Source organism: Streptomyces sp. NPDC101219 (assembly GCF_044767675.1).
Classification (GTDB): domain Bacteria; phylum Actinomycetota; class Actinomycetes; order Streptomycetales; family Streptomycetaceae; genus Streptomyces.
The window spans coordinates 298704-322862 of record NZ_JBIWOK010000001.1 but is presented as its reverse complement, the minus strand read 5'-3'; the positions used below and the strand labels follow the sequence as shown (position 1 = coordinate 322862).

The 24159-nt window shown below is 74.9% G+C and carries 27 protein-coding genes; 14 read left to right on the top strand and 13 right to left on the bottom strand.

What is annotated here, in order from left to right; genetic code table 11:
* Positions 1–250: 250 nt before the first annotated feature.
* Genes dhaK through dhaM form a run of 3 tightly spaced genes read left to right on the top strand, consistent with a single transcriptional unit; the run spans position 251 to position 2313 of the window.
* On the top strand, positions 251–1243 hold the full coding sequence (dhaK, locus tag ACIRPP_RS01585) for a dihydroxyacetone kinase subunit DhaK (protein ID WP_164332994.1): 993 nt from the start codon (positions 251–253) through the stop codon (positions 1241–1243).
* Between the two features lie 49 nt (positions 1244–1292).
* Complete coding sequence (dhaL, locus tag ACIRPP_RS01580; RefSeq protein WP_403636975.1) at positions 1293–1910, top strand: dihydroxyacetone kinase subunit DhaL; 618 nt, start codon at positions 1293–1295, stop codon at positions 1908–1910.
* Positions 1903–2313, top strand: coding sequence for a dihydroxyacetone kinase phosphoryl donor subunit DhaM (gene dhaM, locus ACIRPP_RS01575; RefSeq protein ID WP_403636973.1), 411 nt, complete (start codon positions 1903–1905; stop codon positions 2311–2313). Before dhaL ends, dhaM begins: the two co-directional genes overlap by 8 nt.
* A 74-nt stretch (positions 2314–2387) precedes the next feature.
* On the opposite strand, the gene ACIRPP_RS01570 is transcribed toward dhaM, so the two are convergent.
* Complete coding sequence (locus ACIRPP_RS01570) at positions 2388–3089, bottom strand: glycoside hydrolase family 75 protein (RefSeq protein ID WP_403636971.1); 702 nt, start codon at positions 3087–3089, stop codon at positions 2388–2390.
* Positions 3090–3625: 536 nt separating this feature from the next.
* Here ACIRPP_RS01570 and ACIRPP_RS01565 point away from each other — a divergent pair.
* Both ACIRPP_RS01565 and ACIRPP_RS01560 read left to right on the top strand, forming a co-directional pair.
* Positions 3626–4567: a fibronectin type III domain-containing protein gene (locus ACIRPP_RS01565; RefSeq protein ID WP_403637567.1), complete on the top strand. Its 942-nt coding sequence runs from the start codon at positions 3626–3628 to the stop codon at positions 4565–4567.
* Between the two features lie 178 nt (positions 4568–4745).
* Entirely contained in the window at positions 4746–5282 is a 537-nt protein-coding gene (locus ACIRPP_RS01560; RefSeq protein WP_403636969.1) for a hypothetical protein, read from the top strand.
* Between the two features lie 143 nt (positions 5283–5425).
* On the opposite strand, the gene ACIRPP_RS01555 is transcribed toward ACIRPP_RS01560, so the two are convergent.
* From ACIRPP_RS01555 to ACIRPP_RS01545, 3 genes are all read right to left on the bottom strand, one after another.
* Positions 5426–6028, bottom strand: coding sequence for a PadR family transcriptional regulator (locus tag ACIRPP_RS01555; protein WP_403636968.1), 603 nt, complete (start codon positions 6026–6028; stop codon positions 5426–5428).
* A gap of 85 nt (positions 6029–6113) precedes the next feature.
* Positions 6114–8129, bottom strand: a complete 2016-nt coding sequence (locus ACIRPP_RS01550) for an FAD-dependent oxidoreductase (RefSeq protein ID WP_403636967.1) — start codon at positions 8127–8129, stop codon at positions 6114–6116.
* Between the two features lie 129 nt (positions 8130–8258).
* Positions 8259–8630: a hypothetical protein gene (locus ACIRPP_RS01545; RefSeq protein WP_403636965.1), complete on the bottom strand. Its 372-nt coding sequence runs from the start codon at positions 8628–8630 to the stop codon at positions 8259–8261.
* 300 nt (positions 8631–8930) lie between these two features.
* On the opposite strand from ACIRPP_RS01545, the gene ACIRPP_RS01540 reads away from it, so the two are divergent.
* Positions 8931–11009 (top strand): SpoIIE family protein phosphatase, encoded by a 2079-nt coding sequence (locus tag ACIRPP_RS01540; protein ID WP_403636963.1) that lies wholly within the window; start codon positions 8931–8933, stop codon positions 11007–11009.
* On the opposite strand, the gene ACIRPP_RS01535 is transcribed toward ACIRPP_RS01540, so the two are convergent.
* A complete protein-coding gene (locus ACIRPP_RS01535; RefSeq protein WP_403636961.1) occupies positions 10981–11808 on the bottom strand; it encodes a putative protein N(5)-glutamine methyltransferase in 828 nt (275 codons plus the stop codon). The genes ACIRPP_RS01540 and ACIRPP_RS01535 overlap by 29 nt on opposite strands.
* A 444-nt stretch (positions 11809–12252) precedes the next feature.
* Here ACIRPP_RS01535 and ACIRPP_RS01530 point away from each other — a divergent pair, with 444 nt between their 5' ends.
* From ACIRPP_RS01530 to ACIRPP_RS01505, 6 genes are all read left to right on the top strand, one after another.
* Positions 12253–12858, top strand: coding sequence for a sulfite oxidase-like oxidoreductase (locus ACIRPP_RS01530; protein ID WP_403636960.1), 606 nt, complete (start codon positions 12253–12255; stop codon positions 12856–12858).
* A gap of 55 nt (positions 12859–12913) precedes the next feature.
* Positions 12914–13633, top strand: a complete 720-nt coding sequence (locus ACIRPP_RS01525; protein WP_403637565.1) for a ferredoxin reductase — start codon at positions 12914–12916, stop codon at positions 13631–13633.
* A 188-nt stretch (positions 13634–13821) separates the two neighbouring features.
* A complete protein-coding gene (locus tag ACIRPP_RS01520; protein WP_403636958.1) occupies positions 13822–14406 on the top strand; it encodes a hypothetical protein in 585 nt (194 codons plus the stop codon).
* A gap of 90 nt (positions 14407–14496) precedes the next feature.
* The gene (locus ACIRPP_RS01515) at positions 14497–15465 is read left to right on the top strand and encodes an acetylxylan esterase (RefSeq protein ID WP_403636956.1); all 969 of its coding nucleotides are present in this window, start codon (positions 14497–14499) and stop codon (positions 15463–15465) included.
* A 168-nt stretch (positions 15466–15633) separates the two neighbouring features.
* Positions 15634–16800 carry a serine hydrolase domain-containing protein gene (locus ACIRPP_RS01510; RefSeq protein ID WP_403636954.1) on the top strand — a complete coding sequence of 389 codons (1167 nt, stop codon included), beginning with the start codon at positions 15634–15636 and terminating at the stop codon, positions 16798–16800.
* 131 nt (positions 16801–16931) lie between these two features.
* Positions 16932–17675 carry a GntR family transcriptional regulator gene (locus ACIRPP_RS01505; protein ID WP_403636953.1) on the top strand — a complete coding sequence of 248 codons (744 nt, stop codon included), beginning with the start codon at positions 16932–16934 and terminating at the stop codon, positions 17673–17675.
* A gap of 85 nt (positions 17676–17760) precedes the next feature.
* On the opposite strand, the gene ACIRPP_RS01500 is transcribed toward ACIRPP_RS01505, so the two are convergent.
* Both ACIRPP_RS01500 and ACIRPP_RS01495 read right to left on the bottom strand, forming a co-directional pair.
* Positions 17761–18489 (bottom strand): class I SAM-dependent methyltransferase, encoded by a 729-nt coding sequence (locus ACIRPP_RS01500; RefSeq protein ID WP_403636951.1) that lies wholly within the window; start codon positions 18487–18489, stop codon positions 17761–17763.
* A gap of 9 nt (positions 18490–18498) precedes the next feature.
* A complete protein-coding gene (locus ACIRPP_RS01495) occupies positions 18499–19089 on the bottom strand; it encodes a PadR family transcriptional regulator (protein WP_403636949.1) in 591 nt (196 codons plus the stop codon).
* 69 nt (positions 19090–19158) lie between these two features.
* On the opposite strand from ACIRPP_RS01495, the gene ACIRPP_RS01490 reads away from it, so the two are divergent.
* Together ACIRPP_RS01490 and ACIRPP_RS01485 are read left to right on the top strand one after the other, a co-directional pair.
* Positions 19159–19557 carry a nuclear transport factor 2 family protein gene (locus ACIRPP_RS01490; protein WP_403636947.1) on the top strand — a complete coding sequence of 133 codons (399 nt, stop codon included), beginning with the start codon at positions 19159–19161 and terminating at the stop codon, positions 19555–19557.
* A gap of 111 nt (positions 19558–19668) precedes the next feature.
* Entirely contained in the window at positions 19669–20856 is a 1188-nt protein-coding gene (locus tag ACIRPP_RS01485) for a D-alanyl-D-alanine carboxypeptidase family protein (RefSeq protein ID WP_403636945.1), read from the top strand.
* Between the two features lie 30 nt (positions 20857–20886).
* Here ACIRPP_RS01485 and ACIRPP_RS01480 read toward each other — a convergent pair whose 3' ends face one another.
* From ACIRPP_RS01480 to ACIRPP_RS01455, 6 genes are all read right to left on the bottom strand, one after another.
* Positions 20887–21819 (bottom strand): glutaminase, encoded by a 933-nt coding sequence (locus ACIRPP_RS01480; RefSeq protein WP_403636944.1) that lies wholly within the window; start codon positions 21817–21819, stop codon positions 20887–20889.
* Between the two features lie 13 nt (positions 21820–21832).
* The gene (crcB, locus tag ACIRPP_RS01475) at positions 21833–22207 is read right to left on the bottom strand and encodes a fluoride efflux transporter CrcB (protein ID WP_403636942.1); all 375 of its coding nucleotides are present in this window, start codon (positions 22205–22207) and stop codon (positions 21833–21835) included.
* Positions 22204–22569, bottom strand: coding sequence for a DUF190 domain-containing protein (locus ACIRPP_RS01470; RefSeq protein WP_403636940.1), 366 nt, complete (start codon positions 22567–22569; stop codon positions 22204–22206). The genes crcB and ACIRPP_RS01470 overlap by 4 nt, the downstream gene beginning before the upstream one ends.
* The gene (locus tag ACIRPP_RS01465; RefSeq protein ID WP_403636938.1) at positions 22554–23039 is read right to left on the bottom strand and encodes a fluoride efflux transporter FluC; all 486 of its coding nucleotides are present in this window, start codon (positions 23037–23039) and stop codon (positions 22554–22556) included. Before ACIRPP_RS01465 ends, ACIRPP_RS01470 begins: the two co-directional genes overlap by 16 nt.
* A gap of 188 nt (positions 23040–23227) precedes the next feature.
* A complete protein-coding gene (locus tag ACIRPP_RS01460; protein WP_403636937.1) occupies positions 23228–23497 on the bottom strand; it encodes an ArsR family transcriptional regulator in 270 nt (89 codons plus the stop codon).
* Positions 23498–23743: 246 nt separating this feature from the next.
* Positions 23744–24148, bottom strand: a complete 405-nt coding sequence (locus tag ACIRPP_RS01455; protein WP_403636936.1) for an SseB family protein — start codon at positions 24146–24148, stop codon at positions 23744–23746.
* Between the last annotated feature and the right edge of the window lie 11 nt (positions 24149–24159).

Below are 24159 nucleotides of genomic sequence, written 5' to 3'. Positions count from 1 at the left end.
CGGTCCGCCCTGCCGTCCGGGCGCGGCCGGTCCTGCTCGTGCGCGTGCCCTTCGCCGCGCCAAGGTCGATACTGCCGACTAGCGGCCCTCTCAGCCGAGTGCCGCCGACCGCCCGACCGACGTGACAACCCCTCATGCGCCACCGGCAGCACCCGGCTCACGGCCCGCCGGGCCCCGATACCCGTTCCTCTTCCATCCGACCAGCAGGAACCAGCGGCGGACCCGCCCGGCGGGTCCCAAGGAGGCACCCATGAAGATGCTCATCAACGTCCCGGAGACCGTGGTCGCCGACGCGCTGCGGGGCATGGCGGCGGCTCATCCCGAACTGACGGTGGACGTGGAGAACCGGGTGATCGTCCGCAAGGACGCGCCGGTGGCCGGGAAGGTCGGGCTGGTGTCCGGCGGCGGCTCCGGGCACGAGCCGTTGCACGGCGGGTTCGTCGGGCCGGGGATGCTCTCCGCCGCCTGCCCGGGAGAGGTGTTCACCTCGCCGGTGCCCGACCAGATGGTGCGGGCCGCGGCGGCCGTGGACAGCGGCGCCGGGGTGCTGTTCATCGTGAAGAACTACACGGGCGACGTGCTGAACTTCGACATGGCCGCCGAACTGGCCGAGGACGAGGGGGTGCAGGTCGCGAAGGTCCTGGTCAACGACGACGTCGCGGTGACCGACAGCCTGTACACCGCCGGCCGCCGCGGGACGGGTGCCACGCTGTTCGTGGAGAAGATCGCGGGCGCCGCCGCCGACGAGGGGCAGCCGCTGGAGCGGGTGGAGGCCGTCGCCCGGCAGGTCAACGAGAACTCCCGCAGCTTCGGCGTCGCGCTCAGCGCGGTCACCACGCCCGCCAAGGGCAGCCCCACCTTCGACCTGCCGCAGGGTGAGCTGGAGTTGGGCATCGGTATCCACGGCGAGCCGGGCCGGGAGCGGCGCCCGATGATGACGGCGGGCGAGATCGCCGAGGCCGCGGTCGACGCGATCCTCGCGGACGTCACCCCGCGCAACCCGGTCCTCGTCCTGGTCAACGGCATGGGCGCGACCCCGCTGCTGGAGCTGTACGGCTTCAACGCCGAGGTGCAGCGGGTGCTCGGCGAGCGCGGCGTCCCGGTCGCGCGGATCCTCGTGGGGAACTACGTGACCTCGCTGGACATGGCCGGCGCCTCGGTCACCCTGTGCCAGGTCGACGAGGAGCTGCTGCGCCTGTGGGACGCCCCGGTGAGCACACCGGGCCTGCGCTGGGGTATGTGACGGGCTCAGGGGGCAGGGTCGAGGAGTACCTACCATGCGAGGAGTTTCCGTGCTCGATGCCGCTTTCTTCCGCCGTTGGATGCTGGCGACCGCCGCGTCCGTGGACCGCGAGGCGGAACGGCTCACCGCCCTCGACTCGCCGATCGGGGACGCCGACCACGGCGGGAACCTGCGGCGCGGGTTCACGGCGGTGCGGGACGCGCTGGAGAAGGAACCGCCCGCCACGCCCGGCGCCGTGCTGACCCTGGCGGGCCGGCTGCTCATCTCGAAGGTGGGCGGTGCCTCCGGCCCGCTGTACGGCACGCTGCTGCGCCGGGCCGGGAAGACGCTGGGCGACGCCGACGAGGTGGACGAACAGCAGCTGGCCGAGGCGCTGCGCGCCGGGGTGGACGCGGTGAGGCAGCTCGGCGGAGCCGCACCCGGCGACAAGACCATGATCGACGCGCTGGTGCCGGCCGTGGACGCGCTCGGTTCGTCCTTCGCGGCGGCCCGCAGCGCCGCCGAGGAGGCCGCCGTCGCGACGACGCCCATGCAGGCGCACAAGGGCCGGGCCAGCTATCTCGGCGAGCGCAGCATCGGGCACCAGGATCCGGGGGCGACGTCGGCGGCGCTCCTGATCGCCGCCCTGGAGACGGCCGCGGCCGGGACGGGGGCCGACGGTGAGTGAGGACAGGACGGTGGGCATCGTGCTGGTCTCGCACAGCGCGGAGGTGGCCGCGTCGGTCGCGGAGCTGGCGAAAGGGCTGTCGGGCGCCGGCGACGCAGTGCCCGTCGCCCCGGCGGGCGGCACCGAGGACGGCGGGCTGGGCACCAGTGCCGAGCTCATCACGGCCGCGGCGGCGTCCGTCGACCGCGGCGCAGGGGTGGCCGTGCTGACCGACCTGGGCAGCGCGGTGCTCACGGTGAAGACGCTGCTCGCGGACGGGGACGAACTCCCCGGTAACACGCGGCTGGTCGACGCGCCGTTCGTGGAGGGCGCGGTGGCCGCGGTGGTCACGGCGGCCACCGGGGCGGACCTGGCGGCGGTGGAGGCCGCGGCGGCGGACGCGTACACGTACCGCAAGACCTGAGGGTTCCGGCCGTTTCCCCGGGGCCGGGGCGGGTGGGGCTCGTGGATGCCCCGCCCGCCCCGCCCCGTGGGCGGTCAGCCGCCCTCGACGAACCGGCGGGCGAGTTCCTCGCCCAGGGCCACCGCCGCGTCGGGGTCCTCGATGGGAGTGACCCTGCTGTTCTTGAACACGATGTAGGTGACCCCCGAGGACGTGCCGCCGGTGCTCGGGTCGGGGTCGATGCCGAGGGCCTCGGCGGTGGCGTAGGAGGCCTCGCCGATGATGTGCGCGGGACCCACGTCGCCGACGACCGCGTACTGGACCCGGTCGCGGTGGATCACGGCCGCCACGGAGCCGCCGCGCACGCCGTGTTCCCGGTAGTCCCAGACGGCGCTGGGGGCGGGCACCACGATGTGCGGCAGGGTCTCGGAGCTCAGCGGGCGGCCGTCGGACTGGACGAAGGCGGTGGCGGCGGTGAACGTGGGGTCGGTGCCGGCGTTGCAGCGGGGGCCGGGCCGGCCGTCGCAGTCGATGTCCAGGTCGGCCTTCCAGTGCACGACGTCGCGGGTGCCGCACACGGGGACGGTGGCCGCGGTGCCGTGGTCGGTGCGGTAGAGGCCGTGGGAGACGCGGGTGCAGTCGCTCACGCGGGCCAGCAGGTCGGCGGCGGACACGGGGTTCCCGCTCCAGGCGACCGGTGCGGTGCGGTGCTGCGGGGCCGGTGCGGAGGGGAGCACGGCGGGGGCGAGCAGGGCGGCACCGGCCACGGCCAGGGTGAGCGAGGGGACACGGAACACGTTCGGGGGCCTCTCGTCGGGGACACTGACGGGCACTCACCCCTCAGCCAATCTCATTCCGGGCCCGTCGGGGGGCCACCGCAGCGGGGCCGGACGGCGCACGGCCGGCGTCGCGCGGGCGCCGGGGGCCGAGCCGTGTTCCGGCTCGCGCCGCCCCGGTCACCCTCGCCGGCGCGGGATCAGCGACGACAGCGTTCCGCGCCACCGGGCATGAACTGCCGAGCCCTCATGAGCAGTTCAGCCGTTCGGATGGTCAGCATACGTAATCCCGCGGACGGTTCACCCACCCCGCCCCACTTGATGTGACCGCGTCAGCAACGGCATATTGGTACGGACCATTCGGCGGGTCAGGGGCCGGTCCCGGCCGGCCGGAACCTCCGGCGTGTCGTCCCACGCCCGCGCCGGGAAGCCCTCGCCGGACAGGAGGAGCCGTGCAGCAGTCCTCGACCGCCGGGCCCGCCACCGCCCGCCCGCGGCCCCCTCGCACGGCGCCCCGCGCCGCTCGTCGGCGGCCCGGGGCGCTGGGTGTCCTCCTCCTGTTCCTTGCCGCCTGCGGACCGGGCGACGCCGGGGATGGCGGCGAGGGCCGGGCGCCGGGGGCGCCGAGCGGTGTCACCGCCGAGGCCGGGACCGCCACCAGCGTGCACGTGATGTGGAACGCGCTGCCCCGGTCCGAGGGGAGGATCTCCCGGTACGAGGTGTACCGGGACTCCGCGAAGGCCGTGGAGGTCGCCGGTTCCGCGCACATGGTGGACGTCACCGGGCTGCGCCCCTCGACCTCCTACGTGTTCACCGTGCGGGCGCGGGACACGGACGGGCGGCTGGGCCCGCCCAGCCGGGAGGTGCGGGCGAGGACGCCGCGTGCCGCTCCCCAGGACCGCTCGGCCCCCACCCGGCCCGGCCGGCCGGAGGGCAGGGCGGCGGGACCCACGGCGGTCCAGCTGTCCTGGCCGGCCGCCACGGACGACCGGGACGTGGTCTCCTACGACGTCCACCAGGCCGGCACGAAGATCCACAGCATCGGCGGGAGCCAGACCGCCACGGTGCTCACCGGGCTGCGGCCGGGCACCCGCTACGTGTTCACGGTCCGGGCGCGCGACGCGGCCGGCAACGTCTCCCCCGCGAGTTCCGCCGTCCGGATCACCACACCGGGCTCTTCGGAGGACGCGTCCGGTACCGCGCCCACCCGGTTCACGGCCCGGGTGCGCCGCGCCGACGGGGCGTACCACCTCGACCTGAGCTGGGTTCCGCCGGACGTGGACGGCCTGGTGACCGAGTACCAGGTCCACCTGGACGGCCGGGCGGCCACCTCCTTGGTCTTCGGCGGCGACGTCCCGCGCGGCCGGGCCGCGTACTCCTTCTACGTGGGCACGGAGGCGGGCGTCACCCACCGGGTGCGGATCCGGCCGATGCTCCCGGACGGCACCTGGGGCGCCTTCTCGGCGGAGCGCACGGTGACCACCGGCACCCGGAACTGACCCCGCCGGACGCCCCCGTGACGGACCGCGCGACGCCGTGTCACCTGCCCGGCGGCGGCCGGGGTGCGGGGTGCGTCCGGTGCGCATTGGCTGGCCCTGTGTGGCAGCACGGGACGTTCCCCACCCTCGGCGGCGCAAGGGATGTACCGCCAACCGTGCCGCCGGAAGGCAGTCCACGATGCGCTACTCCATGTCCCTGTTCCGCTCCGGCCCGACCGCGGCAGCCGCCGCCGCGCTCACCCTCGCGCTGGCCTCCCCGGCCGCCGCCGATTCCGGCATCTCGGTGAGCACCACCGGCTCCACCGTCTCGGTCACCACCTCCGCGTGCACCCAGATCAACGGCAACTGGGGCGCGGCCTCGCTGCTCAACAGCAGCCAGACCAGCTTCGCCCAGGGCCGTCAGGTGGCCCTGTCGGGCAACGCCTCGACGCAGTCCGCCGCCTGGTCGAACGTCACACCCGGCACCTACACGGTGATCGTGATGTGCTCCAACGGCAGCACCGCGGGCACCCAGTCCGTCATCGTCTCGCCCGCGCCCAGCCCGAGCCGGGTGACCCCCTCGGCCTCCCCGTCGCGCGGTGTCATGGGCGGGGTCGGCGGCGGTTCGACGGACTACGGCACGGTGACCCTGGTCGCGGGCGGCGCGCTGGTCGGTACCGGTCTCCTCGGCACCGCCTGGTTCCTGCGCCGCCGCAGCCGGCCGCACCGCCTCTGAGCCGGCGCCGGCCGCCTCCACGTCCGACGCGCTCCGGTCCGGCGGCCGGCGTCGATGTCCCCACCCCCGCACCGGGGTTGCCGGGTCCCCGCGGTCCGGCCGCGGGTACTCCCCCGTGTGCGGCCGCGTCCGGCCCCGGGTACTCACCCCGTGTGCGGCCCGCCGGGGTCCGGCCGGTCCGTGGCCCACGGCGCAGGCCGGTCCTCCGGGTCCGGCAGCCCGGCGAGCTCGGTGAGCGCGTGCTCGAGCCAGCCGGTCCAGAACGTCTCCAGGTCGATGCCCGCGCGGAGCACCAGGTGCCGCAGGCGGTCCTCGGGATCGTCCCGGCCGGGCGGGAAGTCCCGCCGCTGGATCTCCTGGTACTCCGCCAACTGCCGCCGGTGCAGCTCCAGATGGCGCCGCAGGTCGTCCTCGATGCCCTCCGTGCCGACCACGGCGGCCGCCCGCAGGCGCAGCAGCATGGCGTCCCGGTGCGGCTTGGGATCCTGGGACGCGGCGGTCCAGCGGGCCAGTTCCGCGCGTCCCGCGGGCAGGACCTCGTAGGACTTCTTCTGCCCGCGGGCCGGCTGCTGCGCCGGCAGGGCCCTGATGAGGCCCTCGCCCTCCAGCCGGCCCAGCTCGCGGTAGATCTGCTGATGCGTCGCGGACCAGAAGTAGCCGATCGACTTGTCGAACCGGCGCGTCAGCTCCAGCCCCGACGACGGCTTCTCGAGCAGGGCGGTGAGGATCGCGTGCGGGAGTGACATGGGCTCATCCTAGGGACGGGGCCCCGACGGCCGGTGGTGCGGACCGTACCGGCTCCCCCGGGCCCGGCACGGTCCGCACCCGTGCCTAGAGGGAGGCGGCGAGTTCGGTGCCCTGCTTGATGGCGCGCTTGGCGTCCAGTTCGGCGGCCACGTCGGCGCCGCCGATGAGGTGGACCGGGCGCCCGGCGGCGACCAGCTCCTCGTGGAGGTCCCGGCGGGGCTCCTGGCCGGTGCACAGGACCACGGTGTCGACCTCCAGGACGGTGCTCTCGCCGTCGACGGTGACGTGCAGTCCGGCGTCGTCGATCCGGTCGTAGACCACTCCGGGGACCATGGTGACGCCGCGGTGCCGCAGTTCGGTGCGGTGGATCCAGCCGGTGGTCTTGCCGAGGCCCGCACCGACCTTGGTGGTCTTGCGCTGGAGCAGGTGCACGGTGCGCGGCGTCGCGGGCCGGTCGGGCGTGCCGAGGCCGCCGGGGGCGGTGTAGTCGAGGTCGACGCCCCAGTGCCGGAAGTAGGTCCCGGGGTCCTCGTGGGCCTTCTCCCCGCTGTCGGTGAGGTAGGCGGCGACGTCGAAGCCGATGCCGCCCGCGCCGAGGACGGCGACCCGGTCGCCGACGGGGGCGCCGTCCCTGAGGACGTCGAGGTAGCCGAGGACGCGGGGGTGGTCGACGCCGGGGATGTCGGGGACGCGCGGCACGACACCGGTGGCGACGACGACCTCGTCGTGTCCGGCGACGTCGTCGGCGGTGACCCAGGTGTCGAGGCGGACGTCGACGGCCAGTTCCGCGAGCCGGGTGCGGAAGTAGCGCAGGGTCTCGTCGAACTCCTGCTTGCCGGGGACCTTGCGGGCCACGTTGAGCTGCCCGCCGATCTCGCTCGCGGCGTCGAACAGGGTGACGTCGTGGCCGCGTTCGGCCGCGCTGACCGCGCAGGCGAGGCCGGCCGGGCCGGCGCCGACGACCGCGACGCGCTTGCGGCGCCGGGTCGGCGAGAGCACCAGCTCCGTCTCGTGGCAGGCCCTCGGGTTGACCAGGCAGGAGGTGATCTGCCCGCTGAAGGTGTGGTCGAGGCAGGCCTGGTTGCAGCCGATGCAGGTGTTGATCGCCTCGGGCCTGCCCTCGGCGGCCTTGGCGACGAAGTCGGGGTCGGCGAGCATCGGCCGGGCCATCGACACCATGTCGGCGTGGCCCTCGGCGAGCAGCTGCTCGGCGAGTTCGGGGGTGTTGATGCGGTTGGTGGTGACGAGCGGGACGGACACCTCGCCCATCAGCCGCTTGGTGACCCAGGTGTAGGCGCCCCGGGGCACGGAGGTGGCGATGGTGGGGATGCGCGCCTCGTGCCAGCCGATGCCGGTGTTGATGATCGTGGCCCCGGCCTCCTCGACGGCCCTGGCCAGGGTGATCACCTCGTCCAGGGTGGAGCCGCCGGGGACCAGGTCGAGCATGGAGAGCCGGTAGATGACGATGAAGTCCTCGCCGACCGCCTCGCGCACCCGGCGGACGATCTCGACGGGGAAGCGCATCCGGTTCTCGTAGGAGCCGCCCCAGCGGTCGGTGCGGTGGTTGGTCTGCCGGGCGATGAACTCGTTGATCAGGTAGCCCTCGGAGCCCATGATCTCGACGCCGTCGTAGCCGGCCTGGCGGGCGAGGCGGGCGGCGCGCGCGTAGTCGTCGATGGTGCGCTCGACGTCCGCGTCGCTCAGCTCGCGGGGCGGGTAGGGGCTGATCGGCGCCTGGAGGGGGCTCGGGGCGACGAGGTCCTGGTGGTAGGCGTAGCGGCCGAAGTGCAGGATCTGCAGGGCGATGCGGCCGCCCGCCTCGTGCACCGCGTCGGTGACGACCCGGTGCTGCTCGGCCTCCGCGTCGGTGGTGATCCTGGCGCCGCCCTCGTAGGGGCGTCCCTCGTCGTTGGGCGCGATGCCGCCGGTGACGATGAGGCCGACCCCGCCGCGCGCGCGGGTCGCGTAGAACTCGGCCATGCGGGCGAAGCCGCCCTCGGCCTCCTCCAGGCCCACGTGCATGGAGCCCATGAGGACCCGGTTGGGCAGGGTGGTGAAGCCCAGGTCGAGGGGGGTCAGCAGGTGTGGGTAACGGCTCATCGGGCCCTCCGTGCGCGGTGTGGTGCCTCTGTTGTAGAGGACGCGCGGCACCTTGTGCAACTAGTTGCATAAAGGTGACGGAGGGCACAGCGGACCCCCGAGGGCGCTCCCCCGGGGGCCCGGTGCGCGTCAGCGGCTCTCGAGACGCACGTGCAGTTCCCTCTCCTGGTCGCCCGAGACCGTGGTCAGGTCGTGCACGGTGAACAGGTCGCCCAGCGTGCTGCGGAACCGGTCGATGGCCCAGTAGCCGCCGTGCACGTCGGCGTCCACGGACGACGACAGCCTGACCGGCGCGGCTGCGCCCTCGTGCGGGTCGGCGACGTCGAACGTGCCCAGCCACACCGTGGGCCGGGTCTCGTGGAACTCCTCGGGGACGTCCTCGGCGCACCGGTCCGACGTGAAGCACGCGCACAGCGTGTCGAACACGATCCGGGCGTCGTGCTTGCTGCATCCGCTGATCTCGACCGAGACGGACTCCGGGTGCGGTCGCTCACTGCTCATCGGGATCGCTCCTCTCGTGACCCCCGCCGTGCCCCGCCCCTCCCCCAGCAAAGCACCGGCCCCGCCCGGGCACTACCCGCAGGTCGCCGGAGCCGGGTACGACTGACGGAACGAGGGCATCGCGGGTACCCGCAACCCGGTACGCACATGCGCGTCGCGCCGGGGTGACCGCCGCACCGGAAAGGGAGAAGCTGGAACCGGGACGGCAGGAGCGGCGGAAAATCGCCCCCGCGCGCGGTAGAACAAGGGAAGCCGGTACCGCGCGGAGGTGCCGGCCCGAGCGGCGAAGGCGGGCGTGGGATGAGTGCAGCCGGGGCACCCCTGGCAGGGGACGGCGGCCCGGAGCGCGGGCCGGTGCGTCCCAGCGGGCTGCTCGACGTGCTGGGCGTGGCCTCGGTGGTGCTGGACGCCGAGGGACGCGTGGTCCTGTGGAGTCCCCAGGCCGAGGAACTGTTCGGGTACACCGTCCAGGAGGCGCTGGGCCAGTTCGCCGCCCGGATCATGGTGCACGAGAAGCACCTGGACCTGGTCGTCGAGCTGTTCGCCGACGTGATGCGCACCGGACAGAGCTGGGCCGGGGCGTTCCCCATCCGGCGCAAGGACGGCGGCACCCGGCTCGTGGAGTTCCGCAACATGCGGCTGCTCGACGACCAGGGGGAGGTCTTCGCCCTCGGTCTCGCGGTCGACCAGTCGACGGTGCGGCGGATGGAACAGGACGTCGCGCTGTCCACCCGGATCGTGGCCCAGTCCCCCATCGGGCTGGCCGTGCTGGACACGCGGCTGCGCTACGTCTCCGTCAATCCCGCGCTGGAGCAGATCAACGGCATCCCGGCCGCGCAACACCTGGGCCGCACGGTGCCGGAGGTGCTGCCGCAGCTGGACGCCGACGCCATCGAGAACGCCGCCCGCCGGGTGCTGGACACCGGGCAGCCGGTGGTCGACCGGTCCGCCGTCGGCCGCACACCGGCCGATCCGGACGAGGACCACGCCTGGACGGTCTCGCTGTACCGGCTGGAGAACGCGCTCGGCACGGTGCTGGGCGTGGCGATGTCCGTGGTGGACGTCACCGAGCAGTACCGGGCGAGCGTCGAGGCCGAAACCGCCCGGCGCCGGCTCGCCCTCATCGCCGACGCGTCCGCCCGCATCGGCACCACCCTGGACCTGGACCGCACGGCGCGCGAGCTGGCCGCCGTGGCGGTACCGGAACTCGCCGACGTGGCCGCGGTGGACCTGCTGGACTCGGTGGTCCGGGGCCGTCGCAGCACCCTGAGCCCGGGCGAGCCCGCGGTGATCCGGGCGCTGGCCGTCCAGGGCGACAAGGTCCCGGACGCGCTGCGGGCGGCCGACCCGCCCGGCGGGCTGGCCCGCTACGCGCCGGACCGGCTGGTCACGGAGTGCGTGCGCACCGCCCGGCCGGTCATGGTGCCGGTGGTCAAGGACGACGACCTGCCCCGCATCGCCCGCTCCCCGGAGGCCGCCGAACTGCTGAGCCGGGCGGGCGTGCACTCGTACCTCGCGGTGCCGCTGATCGCGCGCGGCGAGGTGCTGGGCGCGCTGGACCTCAAGCGCAGCCGCAACCCGCTGCCGTTCGACGACGACGACCTGCTGCTGGCCCGGGAACTGGCGTCCCGGGCGGCCGTGCAGATCGACAACGCCCGCTGGTACCAGAACGCCCGGGCCACCGCGCTCACCCTCCAACGGAGTCTGCTGCCCAGCCTCCCGCCCCGCACCGGAGGGCTGGAGCTCGCCTCGCGTTACCAGCCGGCGGGCGCCACCAGCGAGGTGGGCGGCGACTGGTTCGACGTGATCCCGCTGGCCGGCGACCGGACCGCCCTGGTGGTCGGGGACGTGATGGGCAGCGGCATCCCCGCCGCCGCCACCATGGGCCGGCTGCGCACCGCGACGAACACCCTGGCCTCCCTCAACCTCGACCCGGCGGTGCTGCTGGACCACCTGGACCGCATCTCCGGCGACCTCGACCAGGCCATCGCCACGTGTGTGTACGCCGTCCACGATCCCGGGCAGCGGCAGTGCGTGATCGCCAACGCCGGGCACCTGCCGCCGGTGCGGGTCCGGTCCGGGTGCGTGCCGGAGCTGCTCGACCTGCCGACGGGGGTGCCGCTCGGCGTGGGCGGGGTGGCCTTCTCCACCACCGTCGTCGACCTGGAGCCGGGCGACCGGCTGGTGTTCTACACCGACGGTCTGGTGGAGACCCGGCGGCATCCGCTGGACGAGCGGCTGGGCCGGCTCCTCACCCTGCTCGACTGCCCCGACCAACCCCTGGAGGAGCTCTGCGACCTGCTCCTGCGCACCCTGCACGAGCCGGACAACTTCGACGACGTGGCCCTGCTCATCGCCCGGGCGACGACCCCCGAGTGACCGTCCCCGCCGGGGAGCCGTGGGCCGGGCGGCCCGGGCTCGGCGGCCGGGGCGCGACCCCGACCACCACGTGGGCGTCTTCCTCCTCGGACACCGCCGACCGGGTCCGCAGTCCGGCCGTGGTGAAGGCGCGGACCGCCGCGGGCGCCTGCCGCCGGCTCGTCTCGACCAGCAGACAGCCGCCGGGCGCCAGCCAGTCCGGGGCGCCGGCGGCCACCCGGCGCAGCACCTCCAGGCCGTCGGCGCCGCCGTCGAGCGCGACCCGCGGCTCGTGGTCGCGGGCCTCCGTCGGCAGCAGGCCGATCTCGCCGGTGGGCACGTAGGGCACGTTGGCCGCCAGCACGTCGACCCGGCCCCGCAGCCGGGCCGGGAGCGCCTCGAACAGGTCGCCGGTGTGGACCCGGCCGCCGACCTCCGCGAGGTTGCGGCGGGCGCACCGGACGGCGGCCGGATCGATGTCGGCGGCGTGCACTTCGACGCCGTCCAGTTCGGCGGCCAGGGCCGCGCCGACGGCTCCCGAGCCGCAGCACAGGTCCACCACGACGGCCGCGTCCGGAGCCTGCGCGAGGGCCTCGGCCACCAGGAACTCGGTGCGCCGGCGCGGCACGAAGACCCCGGGCGCGACGCCGATGCGACGGCCGCGGAAGCCGGCCCAGCCGACGACCTGTTCGAGGGGCAGACCGCGGGCCCGGCGCTCGACCAGCCCGGCGGCCTCCCGCGCGTCGCGCGCGGCGGCGAGGATCAGGTCCGCCTCGTCCTCGGCGAAGACGCAGCCGGCGGCCCGGAGCACGCCCGCCACGGCGTCCCGCGACAGGGGCGGGGACGGCGGAGGGCCCTCGGACGGGGGGACGGCGCAGGCGGAGACCGCGGCGGTGACCGGGGGCGCCGGGGCAGGATCGGTGGCCGGTGGTCCCGGCGCGGGTGCGGAGGGCGGGCCGGTGGAGGGGGACGGAGGGCGCGCGGGTGGCTGGGGCGGCATGGCGGTGAAGCCCTTTCGAGAGCCGAGGGGCGCTCCCGCGGGTCACCTACGGGCGGTGATCCGCGTCGCTTCGAGGCGGGAGCTCCCGTCCTGACAGAGCGGTGATCTCTCCCACCTCCCCAGCCCTGAGGGGCCGCGTCCGTCCGCGGCCGGACGGCAACAGTACCGGACGCCGCACGGCCCCCGCACCGCCGCGGCGATCTCCGGCACCCCGTACCGTGGGAACCGGAACCACCCCGCACCCGCAACGGAATCACCGATCACGTGAACATCACCCGAGACTTCACCGGCCGCCCCCGCACGGCCGGCCCGGAGCTGCCGCCCGGCCAGTACGACGCACGCGACACCTGGCCGGTGCTGTCCGCCGAGGTCACGCCCGACCTGTCGCCCGCCGACTGGACGTTCCGCGTCGACGGCCTGGTGGCGGAGGAGCGCACCTGGGACTGGGAGCAGGCGCACGCCCTGCCGGCCTCGTCGTACGAGGGGGACATCCACTGCGTGACGGGCTGGTCGAAGTTCGGCGTGCGGTTCGGGGGCGTGTCCCTGGACGCCTTCCTGGACGTGGTCCGGCCGCTGGAGTCCGCGTCCCACGTGGTGGCGTACGCGCACACCGGATACACCGCCTCCCTGCCGCTGGCCGACGTGCGCGGCGGGCGGGCCTGGATCGTCTGGGACCACCACGGCGAACCGCTCACACCCGAACACGGCGGCCCGGCCCGGCTGGTGGTGCCGCACCTGTACTTCTGGAAGAGCGTCAAGTGGGTCGCGGGCCTGCGGGTCCTCGACCACGAGGAGCCGGGCTTCTGGGAGGGCAACGGCTACCACCCGCGCGGCAACCCCTGGGAGGAGCAGCGGTACTCCGGTGACTGAGACCGAGATCCCGGGGACCGCCCCGGAGCGCTTCCTGCCGCCGACGCGGTTCGCCGTGCCCGGACGCATCGCCGTGAGCGAGCGGACCGCCTCCCGGTGGCGGACGGCCACCCTGACCGAGATCCGCCGGGAGACCCCCCGCGCGGCGACCTTCCGCTTCGCGGTGCCGGACTGGTCGCCCCACGTGCCGGGCCAGCACCTGATGGTGCGGCTGACCGCCCCCGACGGCTACGTCGCCCAACGGCACTACTCGATCGCGTCCGCACCCGACGACCCCGGCCACTTCGAGCTGACCCTCGACCGGGTGGCGGACGGCGAGGTGTCCGGCTGGTTCCACACCGTGGCCCGGCCCGGTGACCGGGTGGACGTGCGCGGCCCGCTCAGCGGCTTCTTCGCCTGGCCCGGCGACCGGCCCGCGCTGCTGCTGGGAGCCGGGTCGGGGGTGGTGCCGCTGATGTCGATGGTGCGGCACCACCGGGCCCGGGGCCTGTCCGTGCCGCTGCGCCTGCTGGTGTCGGCGCGCAGCCCCGAGGAGCTGATCTACGCCCGCGAGTACGGCGCGGAGACCACGCGCGTGTTCACCCGGAGCGCCCCGCCGGGCGTGCCGGTGGGACGCATGACGGCCGGTCATCTGGCGCCATTCTTCGACCGGTGCCCGCCCGGCGGGTGGGAGGCGTACGTGTGCGGGTCCAACTCCTTCGCGGAGCACGCCTCCAGGCTGCTCGTGGCGGCCGGTCAGCCCGTGGACCGGATCCGGATCGAGCGCTTCGGCTGACGCCCCGGCCGCCGCCCGTGACGCTGCGGCCCGTGCGCGGGATCCCGCCGTTTCGCCGCGGTGGTCGCGGGCACTCCCGTCGCAGGGCCGGCGGCGCGTGCGCGGCCCGTGCCACGGGGGTCGCGGCGCGGGCCGCGCGCCCGCCGTCCGGCCCGGCGGCTGCGACGACGGTGAGGGAGACGGCGAGGATGCGAACCCCGATGGTGAGGGGCCGGCTGCTGCGGGGCAGTCCGCTGCGGCGCCGGTCGGACGCCGTCGAGGCGTGGACGGCACTGGCCGTCGCCGTGCTGGTGGCCGTGGGCGGCCCGCTGGTGGGCGCCGCCGCGGCCTGGTGGGCGTACGGCGAGGCGAGGACCGCGGCGGCGGAGCAGCGCGCGGAACGGCACCGGGTGGCCGTGGAGATCACCGGGCGTGCCACGGGCGCGCGGCCCACGGTGCAGGAACGCGGGCACGCCTACCGCGCGACGGTGCGCTGGGCGGACCCGGACGAGGGGATGCGCGAGGCCGTCGCCCGGGTGCCGGCCACCGCGCGGCCGGGCGACCGGGTGCACGTGTGGTTCGACGCGCGGGGGCGGAACGTGCCGCCGCCGGTGGATGTCGCCTCGGTCTGGCAGCACACGGCGGGCGTGGGCGGCTGTGCCGCGGGCGGCACGGTGGCCGCGGTGCTGCTCGCGCACGGCGCGGTGCGGTCGGTGGCGATGCGCCGGCGGCTGGCCGAGTGGGAGCGGGACTGGGACCGTACCGGGCCCGAGTGGACCCGCCGTGGCGTCTGACGGGACGGCCGGGCGGGCTCTGGTACGGGCTCGGACGGCGCCCGTACCGTGTGATCGTTGCGCGTACTCTGCTGACGAAGGCGGTTGTTGATGGCCCTGTTCGACCTTCCCCTCGACGGACTGCGCGAGTACCGCGGGTCCGGCACCGAGCCCGAGGACTTCGATGCGTTCTGGGCGAAGACGCTCGCGGAGGCCCGCGCGCACGATCTGGACGCGCGCTTCGAGCCGGTCGACACGGAGCTGTCCACGGTGCGGGTGTTCGACGTGACGTTCGCCGGGTTCGGCGGTCACCCGGTCAAGGGGTGGCTGACGGTGCCCGCCGGGGCCACGGGGCCGCTGCCGCTGGTGGTGCAGTTCATCGGCTACGGAGGGGGCCGCGGGCTGCCCCACGAGCACCTGCTGTGGGCGTCCGCCGGCCGGGCGCACTTCGTGATGGACACCCGGGGCCAGGGCAGCGGCTGGGGGCCCGGGGAGGTCACCGCCGACCCGGTGGGCAGCGGGCCGTCGCACCCCGGGTTCATGACCCGCGGTCTCGACGCGCCGGAGAACTACTACTACCGCCGGGTGTTCACGGACGCCGTGCGCGCGGTGGAGGCCGCTCGTTCGCATCCGCTGGCCGACGCGGCGCGCACCGTGGTGGCCGGGGCCAGTCAGGGCGGCGGCCTGGCGATCGCGGTGGGCGGTCTGGTGCCGGACCTGGCGGGTGTGGCGCCGGACGTGCCGTTCCTGTGCGACTTCCCGCGGGCCGTGACGCTCACCGACCGGCCCCCGTACCGGGAGATCGGCCTGTTCCTGAAGTCGCGGCCCGGGCGGACCGCCGACGCCCTGCGCACCCTGTCGTACTTCGACGGGGTGCACTTCGCGGCCCGCGGCCGGGCTCCGGCGCTGTTCTCCGTGGCGCTGGAGGACCAGACCTGCCCGCCGTCGACGGTGTTCGCGGCGTTCAACTCCTGGGCGCACGACGACAAGTCGATCGAGGTGTACGACTTCAACGACCACGAGGGCGGCGGCCCGTTCCACGAGGCGGTCCAGCTGCGCTGGATGCGCTCGCACGTCTGAGGCACCGTCGGGCAGGCCGTGTCAGGGTTGGGCTTGCGGGCCCCCGGGACGCAGACCGTCCCGCCCGTCGGGACGGGGCCTTCCGTCCGGTCCGACCAGTCGGTACGTTCTAGGCCGCCCGGGCCGCGCCATCGCGGTCCGGTCTTCCCGACGGCCGACGGAGGGCCCATGTCCGAGCACGACGTACTGGTTCACGGTCACTGCGAGCCGCGGTTCGCGACGGTGCGTGCGGCGTTCGAGGAGAACGTCCGCGAGCGTCAGGAGCTGGGCGCCGCCGTGGCCGTGATGGTGGACGGCAGCACGGTGGTGGACCTGTGGGGCGGGTGGGCGGACGCCGCCCGGACACGGCCCTGGGAGCGGGACACCGTGGTCAACGTGTGGTCCACGACGAAGGGTCCGGTGGCGCTCGCCGCGCACCTGCTCGCCGACCGGGGGCTGCTCGACCTGGACGCCCCGGTGGCCGCGTACTGGCCGGGGTTCGCGGCGGCGGGCAAGGAGAAGGTCCTGGTCCGTCATCTGCTCTCGCACCGGGCCGGGCTGGCCGGGCTGCGCGAGCCGCACACCCTGGAGCAGCTCTACGACTGGGAGCTGACCACGCGGCGGCTGGCCGCGACCGAGCCCTGGTGGGAGCCCGGCACCCGGTCCGGCTACCACGCGCTGACCTACGGCCACCTGGTCGGCGAGGTCGTGCGGCGGGTGTCGGGACTGCGGCCCGGCGCGTTCCTGGAGCGGGAGGTGACCGGCCCGCGGGGGATCGACTTCACCATCGGCCGCCCTGAGCGGGACGCCGGCCGGATCGCCGAGCTGGTGCAGGCGCCGGCCCGGCCGGCCGGGGGCGGGTCCGCGGCGGCGCTGCCGTCGGAGCCCGCCGCGATCGCCGCGCTGGCCAATCCGGCGGCGGGCGCGTCCGCCGCCAACACCGCCGCGTGGCGGGCGGCCGAGATACCGGCCGCCAACGGACACGGCACCGCCCGGGCCGTCGCCGAGCTGTACGGCCTCCTCACGGGAGGCGGGACGCCCGGGGGCCGCGGGCTGCTGTCCCCCTCGGCCGCGGAGCGGGTGCGCGAGGGGCAGGGCAGCTGCCGGGACCTGGTGCTCGGCGCGGGCTTCGCGCACGAGACCGAGATCGGGCTCGGTCTGTGGCTCAGCGGGCCGAACGGCTCGTACGGCCCCAACCCGAGGGCTTTCGGACACGACGGCTTCGGCGGCTCCTTCGGACTGGCCGACCCGGAGGCGGGGGTGTCGATGGGCTACGTGATGAACCGGATGGGGCCTCATATCGCCGACGACCCGCGCAAGACGGCCTTGATCGACGCGGTCTACGGCGCGCTGTGAGGGGGCCGGCACCCGGTCCGGTTTCGGCCGAAGTAGAGGATCGCTCTTCCCTGCTGGTTTAGACCAATGGTAGATGTGGTGGCGCACCGAGCCCGAGCGCATACGGAACGTGACCATCCAGGAGGCGCGGCATGACCCGCACCACCCCGCAGGACCCCCCGCCGGCCGAGGACGAACCCCTGTACCGGCGGATCGCCGCGGAGCTGCTCGGCGAGCTGCACGCCGGGACCATCCCGCCCGGTGAGCGGCTGCCGGGCGAGCGGCAGCTGGCCGGTCACTTCGGCGTCAGCCGGGAGACGGTACGGCAGGCGCTGGAGGTGCTGCGCCGTGACGGACTGGTCGCCACCGACCGGCGGGGCAGCCATGCCACGCTGCCCGGCCTGCCGGTGGAGACCCCCGCCTCCCTCACCTTCCCGGTCGGCTCCCGGTGTGCCGGGCGGGGCGCGGTGACCCGGGCGACCATCGCCTGGGAGCATCCGCCGCCCGGTCACGCCGAGGCCCTGGACCTGGCGCCGGCCCGGCCGACCCTGGTACACCGCTACTGGTCGGCGTCGGCGGACGGGGGCGAGCAGCGGACCGCCGTGACATCGTTTTCCGCGACGGCGCTGGCGGAGGTCCCCGAACTGGCCCGCTACCGCGGCCGCGCCGACGGCACTGCCGCCGCGGAGCTGCGGCGCGCCTACGACTGGCTGCGCCGCGCCGGCCTGACACTGCACCACCGCGACACCATCGCCCGGATCGCCGGCACGCCGTCGGTGCGGGTCACCCGGCGCGTGCACGACCAGTACGCCCGGCCCCTGGAGATCACCGAGCTGGTCGTGGACACCCAGCAGGACGCGCTGGTCTACGAGTTCACCCTGCCGGCCGCCGTGTGAGGGCCCCGGGACGGACGCACGTCCCTCTCCCCCGCCGGCCGCCTCCGCGGGGTGCCGGTGGCCGGCCCTCGCGGAGGTGCGGCCGTCACGCCTCCGGGCGCACCCCGACGACCAGACGGACCCGCGGGCTGCCGTCGCGCCGCCGGCCGAACCCGGGCAGCGGCTGGAACTCCACCCGGAACCCCGCCCCCTCCAGTCCGCCCACGAGGTCGCCGAAGCGCAGCGCCCGGTAGTACATGACGAACGGCGGACGCCACAGGGCGTTGCGCACCCGCATCACCGTGTCGAACCCGAGCAGCACGGCGTGCCCGACGGTGCCGGGCCGGGGCGGCGCGACCACGGGCAGGGCGAACCGGCCGCCGGGCCGCAGCACCGCATGGACCTGCGCGAACAGCCCGGGCACCTCGCGCGGCAGGAAGTGGCCGAGGGCGCCGAAGCTCACCACGAGGTCGAAGACCGGCCCGAACGGCAGGGCCCGTGCGTCCGCCCGCACCCAGCCCACCGGCGGCCCGCCCGGCCGGGCGCTGCGCCGCGCCACGTCCAGCATGCCGGCGCTGAAGTCCACCGCGGTGACGCTCTCGCGGCACAGCCCGGTGAGCACGTCCACGCCGGCGCCGGTCCCGCAGCACAGGTCGAGGCCCTTGGCGTAGGGCCCGGTCCGGCGGAGCGCGGAGGCGGTGGCGCGCAGCAGCGGGTCGGGCGTGCGGAAGGGGGTGTGGTCGAACTTCGGCGCGAGGAGGTCGTAGCCGTGTTCCACGGACGACAGTGCCTGGACGGCGAGTTCGCGCAGCCGGGGGCCTTCGGGGCTGAACATCGGCTCAGCCTAGGACGTCCGGGAGGGTGAGGGGGCCGGCTCGGGGCGGGTGCGTCCGGCCAGGACCGCGAGAACGCGTTCGCACCAGCACAGGTTCTCCTCCTCGAAACCGATGCCGCCCAGCAGCGTGAGATACGGCCCGACCCGGTCGGCGTGCCGCAGGTACTCCTCCTCGGTGCGGCCGTCCAGCAGGCGTTCGCGCACCCGCGCGTAGCGGGCCAGCTTGGCCCGGGCCCAGTCCCGGCGCTCCTCCACGAGCGTCCGGGTCGCCTCCGGGGGCACTCCGTCCATGGCCTGGATCTTGATCAGCAGTTCGTCACGGATGACGGTGGGGCGCCGGGGCGGGGTCGCGGCGAAGGTGTCCAGGTCCTCGCGGCCCGCCTCGGTGAGGGAGAACATCCGCTTGTCCGGCCGGCGTTCCTGGCGGACCACCCGGGCCTCGATCAGCCCGTCCCCGGCGAGCCGTTCGAGTTCGCGGTAGAGCTGCTGCGGGGTGGAGGCCCAGAAGTTGGCGAACGAGACGTCGAACAGCCTGGACAGCTCGTAGCCCGACGCCTCGCCCTCCAGGAGCGCGGCCAGGACGGCGTACTTGAGGGACATGTGGACAACGCTAGCAGCGGATGATTAATCTCATCCACACCTATTCAATTAGTTGACTATGGAGCTGTGATGCGGGCATTCCGTGAAGCGGTCGAGGCGCAGGACCTCGATGCCGCCGTGGCCCTGCTGGCCGAGGACGTCGTCTTCACCAGTCCGGTCGTGTTCAAGCCCTACGCGGGCAAGGCGATCACCGCCGCGATCCTGCGCGCGGTGGCCGAGGTCTTCGAGGACTTCCGGTACGTGCGCGAGATCCACGACACCGCGGGCCGCGACCACGCCCTGGTGTTCAAGGCCCGGGTCGGCGACCGCGAGGTCGAGGGCTGCGACTTCATCCACCTGGACGACGACGGCCTGATCGACGCGTTCACCGTGATGGTCCGCCCGCTGTCGGGCGCCCAGGCGCTGGCGGCGGCCATGGGCGCGCGGTTCGAGCAGATCGCCCGGGAGGCCGGACAGCACCCGGCGTGACCGTCCCCGGGCAGGCCGGCGGCCGGCCGGCGTGCGGCATCCGGGTGCTCACGGCCGGCCTCCGGCCCGGTCGGCGCGGCGCGGTGCGGGTGGCATTCCTACGTTGACGGGATGACCATCGGATTTGCTTCGCGGGCCGCCGCCTCCGGGTGCGCCCTCTGCACGGCCGGCCTGCTGGCCCTCGCGCCGGCCACCGCGACCGCCCGCCCGGCCACCGACACCCGGCCGCCGGACGCGGGAGCCACGGCGTCGGCCGCCCCGGCGTCGCTGCTGTACCGGTCCGGCACCCAGGTCCGCCGCCGTGCCGGGGCTCCCGAGGTCCCGGACCTGTCCGCCCGGTCGTGGCTGGTGGCCGACGCCCGCACCGGAACGGTGCTCGCCGCCCACGAGGCGCACCGGAAGCTGCCGCCCGCCAGCACCCTGAAGACCCTGTTCGCCCTCACCCTGCTGCCCAGCCTGCCGGCCGGCGTGCGCCACACCGTCAGCCCGAAGGAGCTCAAGGGCATCGGCGCCGGCAGTAGCCTGGTGGGGGTGGCAGAGGACCGCGCCTACCGGGTGTCCGACCTGTGGAACGGGGTGTTCCTCAGTTCGGGCAACGACGCCGTGCACGTCCTGTCCGCTCTCAACGGCGGCCGGCGGGCCACGGTGGAACGCATGCAGGCCAAGGCACGCGCCCTGGGCGCCCGCGACACCCGGGTCAAGTCGCCCGACGGCTACGACGCGCCGGGCCAGGTGTCCTCGGCCTTCGACCTGGCGGTGTTCGGCCGGGCGGGGCTGCGCAATCCCGACTTCGCCCGGTACTGCGCCCGCGCCGAGGCCCGCTTCCCCGGCCGGGACGGGGGGACGTACGGGATCCTCAACACCAACCGGCTGCTGACCGGCGCGGACGGGGTGAAGCCCTACCGGGGGCTGGTCGGGATCAAGAACGGCTACACGTCCCGCGCCGGCCACACGCTGGTCGCGGCGGCGCGCCGGGACGGACGCACCCTGGTGGTGACCGTGATGAACCCCCGCTCGGGCGGCACCCACGCCGTGTACGAGGAGGCGCGCTCCCTGCTGGACTGGGGCTTCGAGGCCGCGGGACGGGTCGACCCGGTCGGGTCCCTCGACGCCCTGTGGCCCGGGACCGAGGCCGGGGTCGCGGCGGGCCCGGAGGCCCGCACCGTCGCCGCCGCCGCAGCCGGGGCCGGCCCGCGGGAGCGGCCGGTGGCCTGGACGGTCGCGGGTGCCGCGCTGCTGGGCGCGGCGGCCGTGGCGCTGGTGCTGCGCCTGGCCTTCGGCCCGGCCCCGCGCGACTGATGCACCGGGCCGCCGCCCGCGGGCAGCCGGTCAGAACACCGACAGACCGGTCAGGGTGGTGAAGCGGTCCAGGGCCGCCACACCCGCCACCGAGTTGCCGTGCTCGTCCAGGCCCGGGCTCCACACGCAGAGCGTGCAGCGGCCCGGGACGACCGCGATGATGCCGCCGCCCACCCCGCTCTTGCCGGGCAGGCCCACCCGGTAGGCGAAGTCGCCGGCCGCGTCGTAGGTCCCGCAGGTCAGCATCACGGCGTTGACCTGCTTGGCCTGGCTGCGGCTGAGCAGCCGGGTGCCGTCGGCCCGGATGCCGTGCCGGGCCAGGAAGGAGGTGGCGGGCGCCAGGTCGGCGCAGGAGGCGGCGACGGAGCACTGCCGGAAGTACTGGTCGAGCAGGGCCGGCACCGGGTTGTCGATGTTGCCGTAGGACGCCATGAAATGAGCGAGGGCGGCGTTGCGGTCGCCGTGGGTCTCCTCGGAGGCGGCGATCTCCAGGTCGAAGTCCAGGCCGGGGTTGCCGCTCTCGGCGCGCAGCAGGGCGAGCAGTTCCCCGGCCGCGTCGCCGGTACGGGTGTGCAGCCGGTCGGTGACGACGAGGGCGCCCGCGTTGATGAACGGGTTGCGGGGGATGCCGTCCTCGTACTCCAGCTGCACCAGCGAGTTGAAGGGGTTGCCGGACGGCTCCCGGCCCACGTGCTCCCACAGGGAGTCGCCCTCCCGGGCCAGCACCAGGGCCAGCGTGAACACCTTGGTGATCGACTGCGCCGAGAACGGCTCCTGCCAGTCCCCCACCCCGTACACCGTGCCGTCCAGCTCGGCGACGGCCATGCCGAAGCGGCGCGGGTCCCGGGCCGCGAGCGCCGGGATGTAGTGGGCGGGAGTCCCCCGGCCGGGGGTGCGCTCGATCTCCTCGGCGATGCGTTCCAGTACCGGCAGGAAGGTCATCGACGACGTCATGATCCCCATTGTGCGCCCCTGGTCACCCCCAGAGGAGGCGGGCCGCCGCGGCACCCGCGAAGGCGGCGCCCACGCCGGTCACGACACTGACGACGACGTTGGCGGCGGCGAGGAGCCTCGCCCCGCTCCCGGCCAGCCGCATCGTCTCGTAGGAGAACGTCGAGTACGTGGTCAGCGCCCCGCACAGCCCGGTGCCGAGCAGCAGCTGCACCGAGTGCGGGGCGGCCCCGTAGGTGACGGCGCCGGTGAGCACGCCCAGGACGAGGCAGCCGGCCACGTTGACGGTGAAGGTGCCCCAGGGGAAGACGCTGTCGTGCCGCTTCGACACCCCGAGGTCGGTCAGGTACCGCAGGGGCGCGCCGACGGCGCCGCCGACGACGACCAGCAGCCAGTTCACTGCGCGCGCTCCCCGTCCCGGCCGGCACCGCGAAGGACCTCGCACTCGTCCAGCATGACCAGGCCCCCGGCGACCAGTTCGTCGAGCCGGGGCAGGAACGCGCGGACGCGGGTCTCGTCGTCGACGATCACCACCGCCACGGGCAGGTCCTCACTCAGCGACAGCAGCCGGGTGGTGTGGATCAGCGAGGAGGCGCCGAACCCCTCGATCCCGCGGAACACCGACGCCCCGGCGAGCCCGGCCCGATGGGCCCGGTGCACGATCTCGGTGTACAGCGGCCTGTGGTGCCAGACGTCGTTCTCCCCGACGAGGACTGTCAGGCGCAGGGCGCGACCGGCCGGTGTCCTCATGGCTGCCTCCATGTCACGATCCTGCGCGTCACCCCGGCGCCGCCCCACACCGCGGCCAGCGCCACCAGCGGTGTCAGCGCCAGGCAGGCCAGCCCCGCGGCGGCCCGGTCGGCGTCGACCAGCCTCTGGATGTCGACCGCGTAGGTCGAGAAGGTCGTGAACCCGCCCAGCACCCCGGTGCCGAAGAACGGCCGCACCAGCCGGTGGGCCGCCCACACGTCGCCGATGACGACCATGAACACGCCGATCACGGCGCACCCGACGGCGTTCACGCCCAGCGTGGTCCACGGGAAGCCGCCGTCGGCCGTCGGCCACAGCAGGGACGCCCCGTAGCGGGCCGAGGCGCCGAGCGCGCCGCCCAGTGCCACCACGGCCACCACAGGAACGTGCGGCCGCCGGGCAGGCGGCTGCCGAAGGGGTCCGTGGACGGCGGCATCGGGATCCGCGGGCTCGCCCACGGCCGGAACGTGCGGGGGATTCATCGGGTCCACGCCTCCTACTCGCCGGGCGCCCCCCGGTCTCGGGGTGCACGCGATCGCAAGGAGGGACCGTTGGCGGCCACCGTGCCGCGGTTCGGATCCGGCGGGCCCCACCGCCGGGCACGGGCCGGGCCCGCGACGCTCTCAGCGTACCGGCACCGGACGGGTGGCCGGGACGGGGCGGGGGCCGGTCACCAGCCGTGCTGCCAGCCCTTTTCGATCATGCGGGCCACCTCGGCGATGCGCACCTCGTCGCGCCGGTAGCGCGGCGGGCCGTCGGAGCGGTCGACGTGCAGCAGGCCGAGGGCGGTGAGGAGGCCGAGGTGGGTGCGGGCGACCGGGCCGGGCATCCCTAAGCGGACCGCGACGGCGTCGGCGGTGGCGCCGCTCTCGACGAGTCCGGGCTGTTTGAGCCAGGTCAGGATGTGCAGCCGTGTCCCGTCGACGGGAGTCCTCAGCATGTCGTCCACCTCCACCGCGGGCGCCGCTCTGCGGGCTCCTCCACTGTCCCGCAACCGGGTCCACCGTGTCCCGGACTCGGGCAGCGTTGGCGTGTCAACAGGCCTGCGGGGCACGGAGGTTGGCCGACGGAGCACGGTCCGTACCGGACGACCGCCCCGGTGGTCCCGCGGAGCCGGACCGCAGGGGACCCGCCTCCGTCCCGCACCGGCCGGCGGGGTGCCGGGGGGACAGGGGCGGACGGCGCGCTAGGGGCGGGCGAGCAGCGTGCGCACTCCCTCCGAGGTGAGGGTCAGCCGGTGCTCGGAGCTGCCGTCGATGGTGAGGGAGAGCTCCTCGGCCGGCCACTGCGCGGCGAGCGCCCCGAGCGGCACCAGGCGGTAGCGGGAGACGAACGGCAGCAGTCCCGCCATCTCCGTCTCCGAGGTGAACACGGGCACCACCTGGGTGCCGCCCGGCTGCTCCAGCACCGGCAGCGCCACGGCACCGGGATCGGCGGCCTCCTCGTCGCCCGTGTCGTCGGGCACCGGGATCAGGACGTCACTGCCCGCCAGAGCGTCCAGCGCGGCAGCGTCCTCGGTGTTCTGCGCCAGCGCGTCCAGGGCGCGCTGGGCGGGCGTGGGGGCGTTGTTCTCGTGCGCGGGTGTTTCCATGACAGATTCCC